This window comes from Superficieibacter sp. HKU1 (genome assembly GCF_029319185.1).
Classification (GTDB): domain Bacteria; phylum Pseudomonadota; class Gammaproteobacteria; order Enterobacterales; family Enterobacteriaceae; genus Superficieibacter.
Window position 1 is genome coordinate 883,811 of the sequence record NZ_CP119754.1, and the last position, 16,303, is coordinate 900,113.

A 16,303-nucleotide genomic window follows, 5' to 3' on the forward strand; every position below is an offset into this window, starting at 1 on the left:
CTTATTTCAGTTTTTGCCGGGCGTCCTGCCACTGATAAGCGCTGGCATCGGGCACCAGGCGGAATTCAACAATGTGCCCGTGCTCCGTCAGCCAGTTAAACGCGGCAATCTCGTCGCCATTGACCGACTGGTTTGGACCAATGGTGGTGGTATTGGCACGCGCGCTCATCGGGCCGACGTTAATTTTGCCGTTGGCGTTTTTCAGGCTGATCCCGGCCTGCTCAAGGCGCTGTAGCGTGACCGGCGATTTGCCGATCACGAAGTAATTTTTTTCACTGGCGATCACCTTCGGCAATTTTTCGATCGCCGTGACGGTGTTAAAGAGCCAGACTTTGGTATCCGGCACGGCACCCTTCATCACCGAGGAGAGGAGGGGATCGGCGGCGACAGCGTCATCAATCGCGACGATGCCGTCGCAGGGCAATTCTTTCGCCCAGCGCGTCACCAGCTGTCCGTGAATAACCCGGTCGTCGATGCGAACAAATGAAATACTCATAGCAACTCCTTAAAAATCATCCGGCTGGGCTGATACCGTCAGCTCCGCCTGGATCAGCGTAGGGTGAGTCAGCGCGATAAGTTGCCGGGCGGCGGCCTGCACGTCGCAAAAATGGCTCACGTCGTCGGTTTGCAGCAGCATCGGGAAGTTGACACCCGCCACGACCGCCACGGGCGGCGTCGTCTGAGGCGAAAATGCAAACTGGCAGGCGACATTCCACGGCGTGCCGCTTTGCATGTCGCACAGTACCAGTACGCCATCCGCGCCTTCGCTGGCATTGGCCAGCACGCGGGAAAACGCCTGTTGAAAACCTTCAATACCCGCCTCTTCCGTCAGCGTCACCGCCTGCACGTTGGGCAGCTCGCCATACACCATCCGGCTGCTCTCCAGCAGTGCCAACGCCAGCGGCCCATGCGTGGCGACAATAAAATGGATCATGATTACCCCCTTACCCAGGCTTTGATCGTCGCCAGTTGCTGACTCTGACCTTTCCCCCACGGCGAAATGCGGTACTCGCCCACGCTCGCCGGGATGATGAACGTTTCGGCGTAGCGCACAATAAAGGGTTCAAAAGCGCCGGAGGGGCTTTCCACCCGCGCTTCCTCACCCTCCACCAGATTCAGCACGTTCACCCCACCGTGGGTATGGTGCAGGACGGGGGAGGTAAACCAGTGACGGCGGGTTTCGATAAATTCACGCTCATGCAGGCCGGTACGCTCTTCACGCCAGCCGTCGCCTTCCGCCAGTGGTTCGATACGGTTGACCAGGTTTTGCATCACCCAGTCGGTATCGCGCTGCCAGTCAATCACCTGCTCGCCGTGGTTCAGATGCACCGGACGGGGCAGGCCGTCCATTCCCAGGCGGCCCCAGTCCCATAGCTTGAAGGTAAAAATATACGGCGTAGCGCTAATCTCCAGCACCATCGTTCCTGCGCCGGAGCAGTGCACCGTGCCTGCCGGGATCAGAAAGTGATCGTGCTTGCGGGCCGGGATCGCGTTAACAAAACGGTCATCATCAAAGGATTTTTCGCCGCGTTGCGCCGCATGCAGATCCGCCAGCATCGCCTGCGGCTGCGTTCCGGTTTTGATACCCAGATACACGCTCGCGCCGGGTTCCGCATCCAGAATGTAGTAGCTCTCATCCTGGGTATAGTGCATGCCGAATTGCTGCTGAATGTACTCCGTCAGGGGATGCACCTGGAAACTCAGGTTTTGTCCACCGATGGTGTCAAGAAAATCAAAGCGGATCGGAAACTCCGCGCCGAAACGAGCATGGACTTTTTCCCCCAGCAGCGGGCGGGGGTAGAGGAGTACCAGATCCTGAGAGGGGATCTCGATCCGCACATTGCCAAAACGTAGCAGCAGGCTGTTTTCCTCGGGCACGCAATCAAAACACCATGCGTAGTTCGGCGCTGAGGGATCGAGATCGAATCTTTCTTTCATCCACTGGCCGCCCCACACGCCGGGATCGAAGAACGGCATAACGCGGAAGGGCCGCCGGGTCGTTTGTTCCAGCCCCGCGCGCAGCGCCTCGCCGCTAACCATAGCGGGGGCATTGGCGATGGTCGTATCCAGCAGATAATCCATGCGTTTGAGCAGCGGCGTTTTATGCCGATCAAAAACGCGCCATTCGACGAAGAAGGCGCGTTTGTAACGCCTGAGTATCTCTTCATCGCTATTTTCCGCGCCCCAGTTACCCAGTTCGCCGCCGCGCATGCGCTGCTGGATTTCCCAGCGCGGCATATCGGCGTAGATCAGCACATCTCCGGGATGGACCAGCGATGCACCAGGCCCGTAGATAATTACCAGTCCGTTCTGGATATTTTCAACCTGTAAACGTAAGGCATCTAGCTGCGCTTCATCAAAAAATTCGTGTAGCTGATGGCAGGAGAGAACGCCAAAGACCCGGTCATCCGTCAGATTACGGGCCAGAAGATGATGCAGCGCCTGCGTATTTTTCCGTGCCGTTTCACTATTGATCGTCAGCGCAGCGTTGAGATCCGCCAACAGCTGTGATTGCAGCTCGTTAAGCCGTACGCCGGGATAACAATCGATGACTAACACCGTGCGGGCCGCGCCGGAAAGCCGCGCCTTCAGCACCGCCATAATCGATTCCCAGCCGCGCCAGGCCTGATTGTGATATCCCGTAACGGCCACCTCCGGGAATCTGTCATACCGGGTTTTGTTCATGTTATCTCTCCATAATCCCTCCGCTAAGATTAATCGATTAACCTAATATAAAAAGAGTGGTTAACGCGATTAACCCGTCATTTATGGCAGGCCAGGGCGATCTGCGGTGGGATATGTGAATCGAGTCACAAAGAATCAGGCATTAAGAAGGTTATTCGATTAATCTATTATAAAAAGAGGGAGGAGATGATGACCGCAATTACGCTGGCGGAGGTTGCAAAGCGCGCCGGGGTCTCAACGGCGACGGTATCCATGGTGTTACGTAACCGGGGGCGCATTTCGCAGGCGACGCGTGAACGGGTGCTGAAAGCGCTGGATGAGTCCGGATACGTCTATAACCAGACCGCCGCTAACTTACGTAACCGCAGCAGTAACCAGGTCGGATTGCTGCTGCATGATATTACCAACCCGTTTTATGGCGAAATGACGGCGGGATTAAGTCATGAAATGGAACGCCATGAGCTGTTGCTGTTTCTGGCAAACAGTGAAGAGTCCTGCGAGCGGCAGCAAAAGTTTGTTGACTCATTAATGCGCAATAACGCCTGCGGTATGGTGCTCTGTGCAGCACGCGAGACGCCCCGCGCCTTTTTCGAGGCGTTAAAACGCCGCAATATCCCGGCCATCATGGTGGTGCGCCCGCCGGACGATCCGGGTTTTGACTTTGTCGGTACGGATAATTTTCTGGGGACGCAAATGGCGACGGCACATCTGTTGAAACTGGGGCACCGACATATTGCCTTTATCGGCGGCAGCCAGCGCTCCGGGACACGCGCGCAGCGCATCGGCGGCTTTACCAGTAAGCTGCTGGAAAATGGTATTGCGCCAAAAGCGGAATGGCTGGTGACCGCAGAGGCCAGCCAAAGCGACGGTTCACGGGTGGCGGAGACGCTGTTTAACCAGTACCCGCAAATTACCGCTGCGGTCTGTTATCAGGATATCGTCGCACTGGGCGTTATGCAGGCGCTGCGTAAACTGGGGCGGGAGCCGGGACGCGACTTTGCGCTGGTGGGATTTGATGATATCAGCGAGGCGGCGTTAGTTCAGCCGGCGCTAACCACCGTATCGGTCGCTGCGAAAGAGATTGGCCGTAAGGCCGGAGAACTGTTGTTTAGCCGCATCCAGGGCAATGACGAACCGCCTAAAAGCATCATTCTGCCTCCGGCATTAGTGGTTCGCGAGTCGTGCGGCTTTCGTTAACTATGTCTTTTACTGATACCGCCGTCGTTTTAACATAAATTTCTTATTATCGCTGTTTTCGGCTGGCAGCTTTTCGTCAGGCTGGTTAACCTGAGAACGTTTTGTAATCATTTTTTAACATAAGAGTAAGACTATGCATGATTCACAAATCCGCGTCGCTATCGCGGGCGCGGGCGGGCGTATGGGACGCCAGCTGATTCAGGCGGCTCTGGCAATGGACGGTGTCGCGCTGGGCGCGGCCCTTGAGCGCGAAGGTTCTTCTCTCATTGGCAGCGACGCGGGCGAACTGGCTGGCGCGGGAAATGCGGGCGTTGCCGTGCAAAGCCGCCTCGACAGCGTCAAAGACGATTTTGACGTTTTTATCGACTTTACCCGTCCGGAAGGGACCCTGGTGCATCTGGCATTTTGCCGCGAGCACGGTAAAAGTATGGTCATCGGCACTACCGGTTTTGATGAAGCCGGTAAACAGGCGATTCGCGAGGCCGCTGAGAATATCGGGATTGTTTTTGCCGCCAACTTTAGCGTCGGCGTTAACGTTATGCTGAAGCTGCTGGAAAAAGCGGCGAAAGTGATGGGCGACTATACCGATATTGAAATTATTGAAGCCCACCATCGGCATAAAGTTGATGCACCGTCAGGCACCGCGCTGGCTATGGGCGAAGCGATTGCTCAGGCGCTGGACAAGGATCTTAACGATTGCGCGGTCTATAGCCGGGAAGGGCATACCGGTGAGCGCGTGCCGGGCACCATCGGTTTTGCCACCGTGCGGGCTGGCGATATCGTTGGTGAGCATACGGCGATGTTTGCCGACATCGGTGAGCGAGTAGAAATTACCCACAAGGCGTCAAGCCGGATGACGTTCGCCAATGGTGCGGTTAAATCAGCTTTGTGGCTTAAAGATAAGGATAGCGGCCTTTTTGATATGCGAGATGTGCTTGATTTACACAGTTTATAACTTTTATTACCCGTCGTGATGTGGTTATTGTAATCACAATTTATTGATTACAAAGGGCAATATTTTATTGCCCTGTTATTTTACCCCATAATTTCATTTTTTATTGGCTGACAGCGTAAATGTCAGGTTTAAATGTTGTTTTAGCCATTTCTGCCGTTCATTTTCTTCCTGGGAACTCACTTTTTATACTTTTCCACTTTTTTTCTCATTGTACAGAGTGCGCAAGCGTTTTCGTCACAGGTCTGGCGCTGGTTTTTGACGGCAAAAGCCAGTATTCAGCACAGGGGGCACAAAATAACAGTATAAATCGCGCTTTAGGTTGACTTTAAGACGACTTATCTGCAGAATGCCGCCGTTTGCCAGAAATCCACCGGTAAACGAAATTTGCATTGATTCAGGCCGTATTTATGAATTAATATGCAAATAAAGTGAGTGAATATTCTCTGGAGGGTGTTTTGATTAAGTCAGCGCTATTGGTTCTGGAAGACGGAACCCAGTTTCACGGTCGGGCCATCGGGGCAACGGGTTCGGCGGTTGGGGAAGTCGTTTTCAATACTTCAATGACCGGTTATCAAGAAATCCTCACTGATCCTTCCTACTCCCGCCAAATCGTCACTCTAACTTATCCCCATATCGGTAATGTCGGCACCAATGAAGCCGATGAAGAATCCGCTCAGGTTCATGCTCAAGGGCTTATCATTCGCGATTTACCGCTGATAGCCAGTAACTACCGCAACACCGAAGACCTCTCTTCTTATCTCAAGCGTCATAACATCGTGGCCATCGCCGATATCGACACCCGTAAGCTTACGCGTTTGCTGCGTGAGAAAGGCGCGCAGAACGGCTGCATCATCGCCGGAGATAACCCGGATGCGGCGTTAGCGCTGGAAAAAGCGAAAGCCTTTCCCGGCCTGAACGGGATGGACCTGGCAAAAGAAGTGACCACGGCGGAAACCTATAGCTGGACGCAGGGCAGCTGGACGCTGGCAGGTGAACTGCCGGAAGCGAAGGCGGAAGAAGACCTGCCATTTCATGTGGTTGCCTATGACTACGGCGCAAAGCGCAACATTCTGCGTATGCTGGTGGATCGCGGCTGCCGCCTGACCATCGTTCCGGCGCAAACCTCTGCCGAAGAGGTGCTGAAGATGAACCCGGACGGTATTTTCCTCTCCAACGGTCCCGGCGATCCGGCACCGTGCGACTATGCCATCACCGCAATCCAGAAATTCCTTGAGACCGACATTCCGGTCTTCGGTATCTGCCTCGGCCATCAGCTGCTGGCGCTGGCCAGCGGCGCGAAAACCGTGAAGATGAAGTTCGGCCACCACGGCGGCAACCATCCGGTAAAAGATATCGACAATAATACCGTGATGATCACCGCGCAGAACCACGGTTTTGCGGTTGACGAAGCGACCATGCCCGCCACGTTGCGCGTGACGCATAAATCGCTGTTCGACGGCACCTTGCAGGGCATTCACCGTACCGACAAACCGGCGTTCAGTTTCCAGGGGCACCCGGAAGCCAGCCCCGGTCCGCACGATGCCGCGCCGCTGTTCGACCATTTCATTGCGTTAATCGAGCTTTACCGTCAGTCCGCGAAATAATCAGGAGTTAAGAGAGCCATGCCAAAACGTACAGACATAAAAAGTATCCTGATTCTGGGCGCTGGCCCGATTGTTATCGGCCAGGCGTGTGAATTCGACTACTCCGGCGCGCAGGCGTGTAAAGCGCTGCGCGAAGAGGGCTACCGCGTCATTCTGGTGAACTCCAACCCGGCCACCATTATGACCGACCCGGAAATGGCCGATGCCACGTATATCGAGCCGATCCACTGGGAAGTGGTGCGTAAAATCATCGAAAAAGAACGTCCGGACGCGGTGCTGCCGACCATGGGCGGCCAGACGGCGCTGAACTGCGCGCTGGAGCTGGAGCGTCAGGGCGTGCTCGACGAGTTCGGCGTCACTATGATTGGTGCCACCGCGGACGCGATTGATAAAGCTGAAGACCGTCGCCGTTTCGACGTGGCGATGAAAAAAATCGGCCTGGACACCGCGCGTTCCGGCATTGCACACAATATGGAAGAAGCGCTGGCGGTGGCTGCCGACGTTGGTTACCCGTGCATTATCCGTCCCTCCTTTACGATGGGCGGCACCGGCGGCGGTATTGCCTATAACCGCGAAGAATTTGAAGAGATTTGCGCCCGCGGGCTGGATCTCTCGCCGACCAACGAGCTGCTGATTGATGAGTCGCTGATTGGCTGGAAAGAGTATGAGATGGAAGTGGTGCGCGATAAGAACGACAACTGCATCATCGTCTGCTCCATCGAAAACTTCGATGCGATGGGCATCCACACCGGCGACTCCATCACCGTTGCCCCGGCACAAACGCTGACCGATAAAGAGTATCAAATCATGCGTAACGCCTCGATGGCGGTGCTGCGTGAAATCGGCGTTGAAACCGGCGGCTCTAACGTCCAGTTCTCGGTCAACCCGAAAGATGGTCGTCTGATCGTTATCGAAATGAACCCGCGTGTTTCCCGCTCCTCGGCGCTGGCCTCGAAAGCGACCGGCTTCCCGATTGCCAAAGTGGCGGCGAAACTGGCGGTAGGTTATACCCTCGACGAACTGATGAATGACATCACCGGCGGCCGCACGCCGGCCTCGTTTGAGCCGTCCATTGATTATGTTGTCACCAAAATTCCCCGCTTTAACTTTGAAAAATTCGTCGGCGCGAATGACCGCCTGACCACTCAAATGAAATCGGTCGGCGAAGTGATGGCGATTGGCCGCACCCAGCAGGAATCACTGCAAAAAGCGCTGCGCGGTCTGGAAGTGGGCGCGACCGGCTTTGATCCGAAAGTGAATCTTGACGACGCCGATGCGCTGACCAAAATCCGCCGCGAGCTGAAAGATGCCGGTGCCGAGCGTATCTGGTACATCGCCGATGCCTTCCGCGCGGGCCTGTCCGTCGATGGCGTGTTTAACCTGACCAATATCGACCGCTGGTTCCTGGTACAGATTGAAGAACTGGTGCGTCTCGAAGAGAAAGTGGCTGAGGTCGGCATTAACGGCCTCGACGCCGATTTCCTGCGCCAGTTGAAACGCAAAGGGTTTGCCGATGCGCGTCTGGCTCAGCTGGCAGGCGTGCGCGAAGCGGAAGTACGCAAGCTGCGCGACCAGTACAACCTGCATCCGGTCTACAAACGCGTCGATACCTGCGCGGCGGAGTTTGCTACCGATACCGCTTATATGTACTCCACGTATGAAGACGAATGTGAAGCCAACCCGTCCGTTGACCGCGATAAAATCATGGTGCTCGGCGGCGGTCCGAACCGTATCGGTCAGGGTATCGAATTCGATTATTGCTGCGTCCACGCCTCGCTGGCGCTGCGTGAAGACGGCTACGAGACCATCATGGTCAACTGTAACCCGGAAACGGTTTCTACCGATTACGACACCTCCGACCGCCTCTACTTCGAACCGGTCACCCTGGAAGACGTGCTGGAAATCGTGCGCATCGAGAAACCAAAAGGCGTTATCGTCCAGTACGGCGGCCAGACGCCGCTGAAACTGGCGCGCGCGCTGGAAGCCGCTGGCGTACCGGTTATCGGTACCAGCCCGGATGCCATCGACCGCGCGGAAGACCGCGAACGCTTCCAGCAGGCGGTGGACCGTCTGAAACTGAAGCAGCCGGCAAATGCCACCGTCACCGCGATTGAAATGGCTGTCGAAAAAGCCAAAGAGATTGGTTACCCGCTGGTGGTGCGCCCATCCTACGTACTCGGCGGTCGGGCAATGGAAATCGTCTACGACGAAATCGACCTGCGTCGCTACTTCCAGACCGCCGTCAGCGTCTCTAACGATGCGCCGGTCCTGCTGGATCGCTTCCTTGATGATGCGGTGGAAGTGGATGTGGACGCTATCTGCGACGGTGAAATCGTGCTGATTGGCGGCATCATGGAGCATATCGAACAGGCGGGCGTCCACTCCGGCGACTCAGCCTGTTCGCTGCCGGCTTACACCCTGAGCCAGGACATTCAGGACGTGATGCGCCAGCAGGTGCAAAAACTGGCCTTTGAATTGCAGGTTCGTGGTCTGATGAACGTCCAGTTTGCCGTCAAAGATAACGAAGTCTACCTGATTGAAGTTAACCCGCGTGCAGCGCGTACCGTGCCGTTCGTCTCCAAAGCCACCGGTGTACCGCTGGCGAAGGTGGCGGCGCGGGTGATGGCGGGCAGAACGCTGGCCGAACAGGGCGTAACCAAAGAGATCATCCCGCCCTATTTCTCGGTGAAAGAGGTGGTGCTGCCGTTCAACAAATTCCCTGGCGTTGACCCGCTGCTCGGGCCAGAGATGCGCTCTACCGGGGAAGTGATGGGCGTCGGGCGCACCTTTGCTGAAGCGTTCGCCAAGGCGCAGCTGGGCAGTAATTCGACCATGAAGAAAAAAGGTCGCGCGCTGCTTTCAGTTCGCGAGGGCGATAAAGAGCGGGTAGTTGATCTGGCCGCGAAGCTGCTCAAGCAGGGCTTTGAGCTGGATGCGACTCACGGAACGGCGGTAGTACTGGGCGAAGCCGGGATCAACCCCCGTCTGGTCAACAAGGTGCATGAAGGCCGTCCGCACATTCAGGACCGTATCAAGAATGGCGAATACACTTACATCATCAATACCACCGCAGGACGTCAGGCGATTGAGGACTCCAAACTGATCCGCCGCAGCGCGCTGCAATATAAAGTGCATTATGACACCACGCTAAATGGCGGTTTTGCTACCGCGATGGCGCTGAATGCGGATGCCACCGAGAAGGTGACATCAGTACAGGAAATGCACGCGCAGATTCAGAAGTAAGGATCAAGCCAGCGAAAGCTGGCTTTTTTGTCTCTGCTTCCCCCCTGGATTTAATAGCCAATTTGTTTTTCACAACGGCAGGGGCATCCTTTACCATTAAAAACGTTTGTTTGATGAACCGATTTTACGTTGAAGGAGAAACGCGTGTTAAAAAGACTATTGCTTCTGGGTGCCTGCATTACCTTGACCGCCTGTTTTGGAGACAGTAAAGAATTCCTCATTGATAATCCCACCGAGAAACCGTTAGCTATTTCGATCGATAATGAAAAAATAACTATTCCGGCAAAAGAAACGCAAAATATTAAACTGGATGCCGGACAACATACCTTGTTACTGGAAAATGGCGAAAGCGTTAAGTTCAGCGTCTTCGACGCATGGCCGCGCTCGGGCGTTAGTGGGCTTATCAACCCGACCCGCACTCGTTATGTTTACGTGGTGCAAAAATACCTGGCGGAAGGTGTACAGCCCACGACTGAAAATAGCGATGTTCACACCCTGACTATCGATGGTCAAACCGTCACCGGGCCATTCAACGATCTGGGGAACGAGCTATTTATTGATAACTTCGAACATAGCTGGGAGCTGAACCCGACCGAGGCGTTCCCTGAGTCGATGTCTTCTACTTCCAAAGACAATTACAAAACTAAAATCTTCCGGGTCGAGGATTTTAAGTATTACTACACCAACGAATTCTCTCCGGCCACAGATTACACTCAGGACATGCGTATCACCGAATCGCGTTATCAGCAGCCTGAAATAACCGCGCATTTCAAATCCCCTGAGCTACAGCAAAATCTGGACGACGCCACGAAAATCTATACCGCATTTATTCATGCGGACTCGGCAAGCGATCAAAAAGATTTACTGAAGGCGTTTGAAAAACAGAATCGTGAGAAATGGCGCAATCCTGAAACGGGCGGCGAAGAGACAACGACGTATTATGAGATCATGAGCAACATAAATCACACCATGATGAGCTCTATTCTTGAGTTGAAAAAATAGCCCCAGCCAGTCAGGCATCCGTCAGCCCGGATGCCTGACTTCAGAACCTTCTGTATTTCCATCCGCTTTCAGTAATTTAGCCTAAAATAATCAGGTAAGTAATCAAATCCAACTGAAAGCAAGGGAGTACACCATGCGCAATAACTTACTCATCTCTTCGATTTTTGCTGCCGCAGCCCTGTTTACCGTCGCCGGTTGTTCCTCCAACCAGGCGGTCAAAACTACCGATGGCAAAACCATTGTGACCGATGGCAAGCCGGAAGTAGACAGCGATACCGGCCTGGTCTCTTATGAAAATGCCGAAACCGGTAAAACAGAGCAGATTAACCGCGATCAGGTTAAAAGGATGAACGAACTCGATAACTGATGAATCAAAGCGAAAAGCCCCGACCGGTGAAGACTGCGTCGGGGCTTTTCGCTTTATGGCCTCCCCAGACCCGCGCTGAAGAGAGGCGTACGTGTTCCGCAAAACAGAAATTTTTCTCATTCTTTACCCTGGTGCCAGTCGACGAAAGATTAGGCTTTACGTATAGTGGCGGCAATTTTTAGTATCCAGGAAAAATTCAATGATCAGTCTGATTGCGGCGTTAGCGGTAGATCGCGTCATCGGTATGGAAAACGCCATGCCCTGGGATCTACCCGCAGATCTCGCCTGGTTTAAACGTACTACTCTGAACAAGCCGGTTGTTATGGGTCGCCTGACCTGGGAATCCATCGGCCGTCCGCTGCCGGGGCGTAAAAATATCGTGATCAGCAGCCAGCCAGGCTCTGACGATCGCGTCCAGTGGGTGAAGTCGGTGGATGAAGCGATTGCCGCCTGCGGCGATGCCGAAGAGATTATGGTGATTGGCGGCGGGCGCGTATACGAACAGTTCCTGCCCAAAGCCAGCAAGCTCTACCTGACGCATATTGATGCTGAGGTAGAAGGGGACACGCACTTCCCGGACTACGAGCCGGATGAATGGGAATCGGTGTTCAGCGAATTTCACGATGCGGACGCGCAGAACTCGCACAGCTATTGTTTTGAGATTCTGGAACGGCGTTAAGGGTTATCTTCCCGGCGATATCCTGTCGCCGGGAGAAGGTACAGGCATCTGCTGACCGTGGGCTTATGCCTGGTGGCGCTTCGCTTGCACAGGTCTGCGGATCGCGAATAACCTGTTGATATTTCTGGTTTTGTAGGCCGGGTAAGGCGAAGCCGCCACCCGGCAAAACGGCGCATACCATAGAAAAACAGAGTTATCAGCAACCTCGTTACGGCTTTTACTCTACGTTTACGACGCTACCGCTTCGCCTTCGCCTAAATCCATCTGTCGGTTCGACGGCTGGATGAAATACTGTTTATCTTCCCAGCGCAGGCAGGTTAAATCGCCGCCCCAGCAGCAGCCGGTATCCAGCGCGTAAATGCCGTCCGGCGCGCCTTTGCCTTCCAGTGATGCCCAGTGACCAAAGGCAATGCTGTACGCCTCGGATACCGGTCCGGGAATGGCGAACCACGGCTTCAGCGGCGCGGGGGCGTTTTCCGGGGCTTCTTTCGCGTACATATCCAGCTGGCCGTTCGGGAAACAGTAGCGCATCCGGGTAAAGGCGTTGGTAATAAAACGCAGACGCGCCAGTCCTGTCAGCTCAGGCGACCAGTTATTCGGCATGTCGCCATACATAGCGTCGAGGAAGAAAGGATAGGAGTCGCTGGCAAGCACCGCTTCAACATCGCGTGCGCAGGCGATAGCGGTGGGCAGGTCCCACTGCGGGGTGATGCCCGCGTGCGCCATCACCAGTTTTTTCTCTTCATCAACCTGGAGCAGCGGCTGACGGCGCAGCCAGTTAATCAGCTCGTCGGCATCCGGCGCTTCCAGCAATGGCGTAATACGATCTTTCGGCTTATTGCGGCTGATACCGGCAAACACTGCCAGAAGATGCAGATCGTGATTGCCCAGCACCATGCGCACGCTGTCGCCAAGCGACTTGACGTAGCGCAGCACTTCCAGCGAGCCGGGACCGCGGGCCACCAGATCGCCGGTAAGCCACAGGGTGTCTTGCTCAGGGGTGAATTCCACCTGGTTTAAGAGTGCGATCAGTTCATCGTGGCAACCGTGAACATCGCCAATAAGATATGTCGACATAGTTTTAATGGATCAGAGTTGGAACTGCCAGACGGAAAACGGGTATATCGATGGTGAAAGCGTTGCCATCTTCATCGATCATGTCATAGTGGCCCTGCATCGTGCCGAGCGGGGTTTCAAGCACGGCCCCGCTGGTATACTGATATTCACTGCCTGGCGCGATGTGGGGCTGTACGCCAACCACACCTTCACCCTGTACTTCAGTTTCGCGGCCATTAGCGTTAGTAATCAACCAGTAACGGCCCAAAAGCTGAACCGGATGTCGCCCCAGATTGCGAATAATAACCGTATAGGCAAAAACGTAACGCTCATCGTCCGCGGAGGATTGCGACTCAATGTAGACGCTCTGGACCTGTACGCAAATTCGGGGCGAGTCGATCATGGTTTAGCTCTCCTTTGGTGGCGCGTTATCCACCAGATAATTGGCCAGCTTGCAGTATTGTGCAACCGAGATATTTTCTGCGCGCATCGCTGGATCGATACCCAACTCCGTCAGTACCTCAACGCTAAACACATTGCCAAGGCTGTTACGGATGGTCTTACGGCGCTGGTTAAAGGCTTCGGTCGTAATACGGCTCAGCACGCGAATGTCTTTTACCGGATACGGCATGACGGCATGCGGCACCAGACGTACGACGGCAGAATCCACTTTTGGCGCGGGGGTAAATGCCGTTGGCGGCACTTCCAGCACCGGGATAACCTGGCAATAATATTGTGCCATGACGCTTAATCGACCATACGCTTTACTGTTTGGCCCTGCAACCAGTCGATTGACCACTTCTTTTTGCAGCATGAAGTGCATGTCAGCAATCGCATTAGTATAGGTGAACAGGTGAAACATCAGCGGAGTGGAGATATTGTACGGCAGGTTGCCAAACACGCGCAGCGGCTGCCCCAGCTCCTGCGACAGCGCGCCGAAGTTCATGGTCATCGCATCCTGCTGATAAATTGTCAGTTTCGGCCCGAGGAACGGATGCGTTTGCAGACGGGCTGCCAGATCGCGGTCCAGCTCGATCACCGTCATTTTATCAAGACGTTCGCCGACAGGTTCGGTCAATGCGGCAAGGCCCGGGCCGATTTCGACCATCGCCTGACCTTTTTGCGGATTAATGGCCGCGACAATGCTGTCGATCACGAACCGATCGTTGAGGAAGTTCTGCCCGAAGCGTTTACGGGCTAAGTGGCCCTGATGGACTCGATTATTCATTTAGTATTAACAATCATTTTGATGGCGAGTTTAAGCGCCGTAATAAAACTGCCGACATCCGCTTTCCCCTGGCCCGCCAGTTCCAGCGCGGTGCCGTGGTCAACGGAAGTACGAATAAAGGGCAAGCCGAGGGTGATATTTACGCCCCGGCCAAAGCCCTGGTATTTTAGCACGGGGAGACCCTGATCGTGGTACATCGCCAGTACGGCGTCTGCATGATCGAGGTATTTGGGCTGAAATAACGTGTCGGCGGGCAGCGGCCCGCTCAGGTTCATGCCTTTGGCGCGCATCTCTTCCAGCACCGGGATCAGAATGTCGATCTCCTCTGTACCCATATGACCGCCTTCACCCGCATGGGGGTTCAGGCCGCATACCAGCACGTGCGGATGGCTAATACCGAACTTGTTCTGAAGATCGCCATGCAGAATGGTAATGACCTCGCGCAGCAAATCCGGGGTGATCGCATCGGCGACATCTCGTAGCGGCAAATGCGTCGTCGCCACCGCCACGCGCATTGCTTCCGTCGCCAGCATCATCACCACTTTTTCTGCCTGCGCACGCGCTTCAAAAAACTCGGTATGCCCGGTGAAAGGAATGCCTGCATCGTTGATCACCCCTTTATGCACGGGGCCGGTGATCAGCGCGGCAAACTCATCGCTCAGGCAGCCATCGCAGGCGCGGGCCAGCGTTTCTACTACGTAGTGGCCGTTTTCCACGCTGAGTTGGCCCGCGACGACAGGAGTACGCAGTGCAACAGGTAGCAACGTCAGCGTTCCCGCGCGCTGCGGCTGCGCCGGTTCTGAGGCATTGTAAGGGCGTAGAGAAAGCGGAAGACCGAGCATCGCTGCCCGGTCTGTCAGGAGGGTTGCATCGGCGCAAACAACCAGTTCTACCGGCCAGTCGCGCTGTGCAAGCTGGACCACAAGGTCCGGGCCAATCCCGGCGGGTTCGCCGGGAGTGATCACCACACGGTGAGGATACGCCATTATTCGCTCAGAATTTTGACGTAGGCCGTTGCACGCTGTTCCTGCATCCAGGTGGCCGCTTCTTCTGAGAACTTCCGGTTCATCAGCATACGGTAGGCTTTGTCTTTCTGCGCCGCGTCCGTTTTATCAACCTGCCGCGTATCCAGCAGTTCGATCAGGTGCCAGCCGAAGGAGGAGTGCACCGGGGCGCTCATCTGGCCTTTATTGAGTTTCATCAGCGCATCGCGGAACGCCGGATCGTACATATTTGGCGTTGCCCAACCCAGATCGCCGCCCTGGTTTGCCGAACCTGGATCCTGAGAGAACTCTTTCGCCGCGTTAGCAAACGTGGTTTTACCGCTCTTAATGTCCGCGGCAATTTCTTCCAGCTTCAGGCGCGCCTGATCGTCGGTCATGATCGGTGACGGTTTCAGCAGAATATGACGGGCATGGGCTTCGGTCACAGAGATGTTCTGATTCTGACCGCGCATATCGTTAACTTTCAGGATATGGAAGCCGACGCCGGAACGGATTGGGCCGATGATATCGCCTTTTTTCGCCGTGCTCAGCGCCTGCGCGAAGAGTCCAGGCAGTTCCTGAATACGGCCCCAGCCCATTTGCCCGCCCTGTAAGGCTTGCTGATCGGCAGAATAGCTGATAGCCAGTTTGCCGAAGTCAGCGCCGTTACGGGCCTGCTCGATAATGGAGTTTGCCTGTTCCTGGGCTTCGCTGACCTGCTCAGAAGACGGATTTTCCGGCAGCGGCAGCAGGATGTGGCTCAGGTTAAGCTCGGTGCTGGCATCGTTCTGGTTGCCGATCTGCTTCGCCAGGGAGTCCACTTCCTGCGGCAGTACGGTGACGCGACGACGCACTTCGTTGTTACGCACTTCAGAGATGGTCATCTCTTTGCGGATCTGGCTGCGATAGGTGTTGTAATCCAGCCCATCGTAAGCCAGGCGGCTGCGCATCTGATCCAGCGTCATGTTGTTTTGTTTAGCGATATTGGCAATAGCCTCGTCGAGCTGCTGATCGGAGATTTTCACTCCCATCTTTTGTCCCATTTGCAGGATGATCTGATCCATGATCAAGCGTTCGAGGATTTGGTGACGCAGCGTGGCGTCGTCCGGCAGCTGCTGCCCGGCCTGACCCGCGTTCATTTTTACCGACTGCATCAGGCCATCAACGTCGCTTTCAAGAACGACGCCGTTATTGACGACGGCTGCTACCTTATCGACAACCTGTGGGGCAGCGAACCCTGAATTCACCACCAGTGCAAGGGCGAAAGCAGGAAGCAGCGTTTTCCAGTTCTTCATACATTTTCC

Annotated in this window: 15 protein-coding genes; 7 read left to right on the forward strand and 8 right to left on the reverse strand. The window is 55.0% G+C overall.

The annotated features are described in order from the left end of the window. Position 1: 1 nt before the first annotated feature. The 3 genes from P0H77_RS04325 to P0H77_RS04335 are packed head-to-tail and all read right to left on the reverse strand — an operon-like array spanning position 2 to position 2,685. Positions 2 to 496, reverse strand: coding sequence for a PTS sugar transporter subunit IIB (locus tag P0H77_RS04325; protein ID WP_276163724.1), 495 nt, complete (start codon positions 494 to 496; stop codon positions 2 to 4). Positions 497 to 505: 9 nt separating this feature from the next. Further along, complete coding sequence (locus P0H77_RS04330; RefSeq protein ID WP_276163725.1) at positions 506 to 934, reverse strand: PTS fructose transporter subunit IIA; 429 nt, start codon at positions 932 to 934, stop codon at positions 506 to 508. Between the two features lie 2 nt (positions 935 to 936). After that, on the reverse strand, positions 937 to 2,685 hold the full coding sequence (locus P0H77_RS04335; protein ID WP_276163726.1) for a class I mannose-6-phosphate isomerase: 1,749 nt from the start codon (positions 2,683 to 2,685) through the stop codon (positions 937 to 939). Positions 2,686 to 2,874: 189 nt separating this feature from the next. Between P0H77_RS04335 and P0H77_RS04340 the strand changes: the two genes are divergently transcribed. The 7 genes from P0H77_RS04340 (at position 2,875) to folA (ending at position 11,732) form a co-directional block, all read left to right on the forward strand. Beyond that, the gene (locus tag P0H77_RS04340) at positions 2,875 to 3,882 is read left to right on the forward strand and encodes a LacI family DNA-binding transcriptional regulator (protein WP_276165043.1); all 1,008 of its coding nucleotides are present in this window, start codon (positions 2,875 to 2,877) and stop codon (positions 3,880 to 3,882) included. 133 nt (positions 3,883 to 4,015) lie between these two features. After that, a complete protein-coding gene (gene dapB / locus P0H77_RS04345; protein WP_276163727.1) occupies positions 4,016 to 4,837 on the forward strand; it encodes a 4-hydroxy-tetrahydrodipicolinate reductase in 822 nt (273 codons plus the stop codon). Positions 4,838 to 5,292: 455 nt separating this feature from the next. Continuing rightward, entirely contained in the window at positions 5,293 to 6,441 is a 1,149-nt protein-coding gene (carA, locus tag P0H77_RS04350) for a glutamine-hydrolyzing carbamoyl-phosphate synthase small subunit (protein WP_276163728.1), read from the forward strand. A gap of 18 nt (positions 6,442 to 6,459) precedes the next feature. Further along, entirely contained in the window at positions 6,460 to 9,684 is a 3,225-nt protein-coding gene (gene carB / locus P0H77_RS04355) for a carbamoyl-phosphate synthase large subunit (protein WP_276163729.1), read from the forward strand. A gap of 144 nt (positions 9,685 to 9,828) precedes the next feature. Further along, positions 9,829 to 10,686, forward strand: a complete 858-nt coding sequence (locus tag P0H77_RS04360; RefSeq protein ID WP_276163730.1) for a hypothetical protein — start codon at positions 9,829 to 9,831, stop codon at positions 10,684 to 10,686. A 133-nt stretch (positions 10,687 to 10,819) separates the two neighbouring features. Next, positions 10,820 to 11,053, forward strand: coding sequence for a YgdI/YgdR family lipoprotein (locus P0H77_RS04365; protein WP_276163731.1), 234 nt, complete (start codon positions 10,820 to 10,822; stop codon positions 11,051 to 11,053). 199 nt (positions 11,054 to 11,252) lie between these two features. Continuing rightward, positions 11,253 to 11,732 (forward strand): type 3 dihydrofolate reductase, encoded by a 480-nt coding sequence (gene folA, locus P0H77_RS04370; RefSeq protein WP_276163732.1) that lies wholly within the window; start codon positions 11,253 to 11,255, stop codon positions 11,730 to 11,732. 228 nt (positions 11,733 to 11,960) lie between these two features. On the opposite strand, the gene apaH is transcribed toward folA, so the two are convergent. Genes apaH through surA form a run of 5 tightly spaced genes read right to left on the reverse strand, consistent with a single transcriptional unit; the run spans position 11,961 to position 16,294 of the window. Then, positions 11,961 to 12,809 (reverse strand): bis(5'-nucleosyl)-tetraphosphatase (symmetrical) ApaH, encoded by an 849-nt coding sequence (gene apaH, locus P0H77_RS04375; protein WP_276163733.1) that lies wholly within the window; start codon positions 12,807 to 12,809, stop codon positions 11,961 to 11,963. A gap of 4 nt (positions 12,810 to 12,813) precedes the next feature. Next, entirely contained in the window at positions 12,814 to 13,191 is a 378-nt protein-coding gene (gene apaG, locus P0H77_RS04380; protein ID WP_176918339.1) for a Co2+/Mg2+ efflux protein ApaG, read from the reverse strand. Between the two features lie 3 nt (positions 13,192 to 13,194). Next, positions 13,195 to 14,016: a 16S rRNA (adenine(1518)-N(6)/adenine(1519)-N(6))-dimethyltransferase RsmA gene (rsmA, locus tag P0H77_RS04385; RefSeq protein WP_276163734.1), complete on the reverse strand. Its 822-nt coding sequence runs from the start codon at positions 14,014 to 14,016 to the stop codon at positions 13,195 to 13,197. After that, the gene (gene pdxA / locus P0H77_RS04390) at positions 14,013 to 15,002 is read right to left on the reverse strand and encodes a 4-hydroxythreonine-4-phosphate dehydrogenase PdxA (RefSeq protein WP_276163735.1); all 990 of its coding nucleotides are present in this window, start codon (positions 15,000 to 15,002) and stop codon (positions 14,013 to 14,015) included. The genes rsmA and pdxA overlap by 4 nt, the downstream gene beginning before the upstream one ends. Continuing rightward, the gene (gene surA, locus P0H77_RS04395) at positions 15,002 to 16,294 is read right to left on the reverse strand and encodes a peptidylprolyl isomerase SurA (protein WP_276163736.1); all 1,293 of its coding nucleotides are present in this window, start codon (positions 16,292 to 16,294) and stop codon (positions 15,002 to 15,004) included. The genes pdxA and surA overlap by 1 nt, the downstream gene beginning before the upstream one ends. Between the last annotated feature and the right edge of the window lie 9 nt (positions 16,295 to 16,303).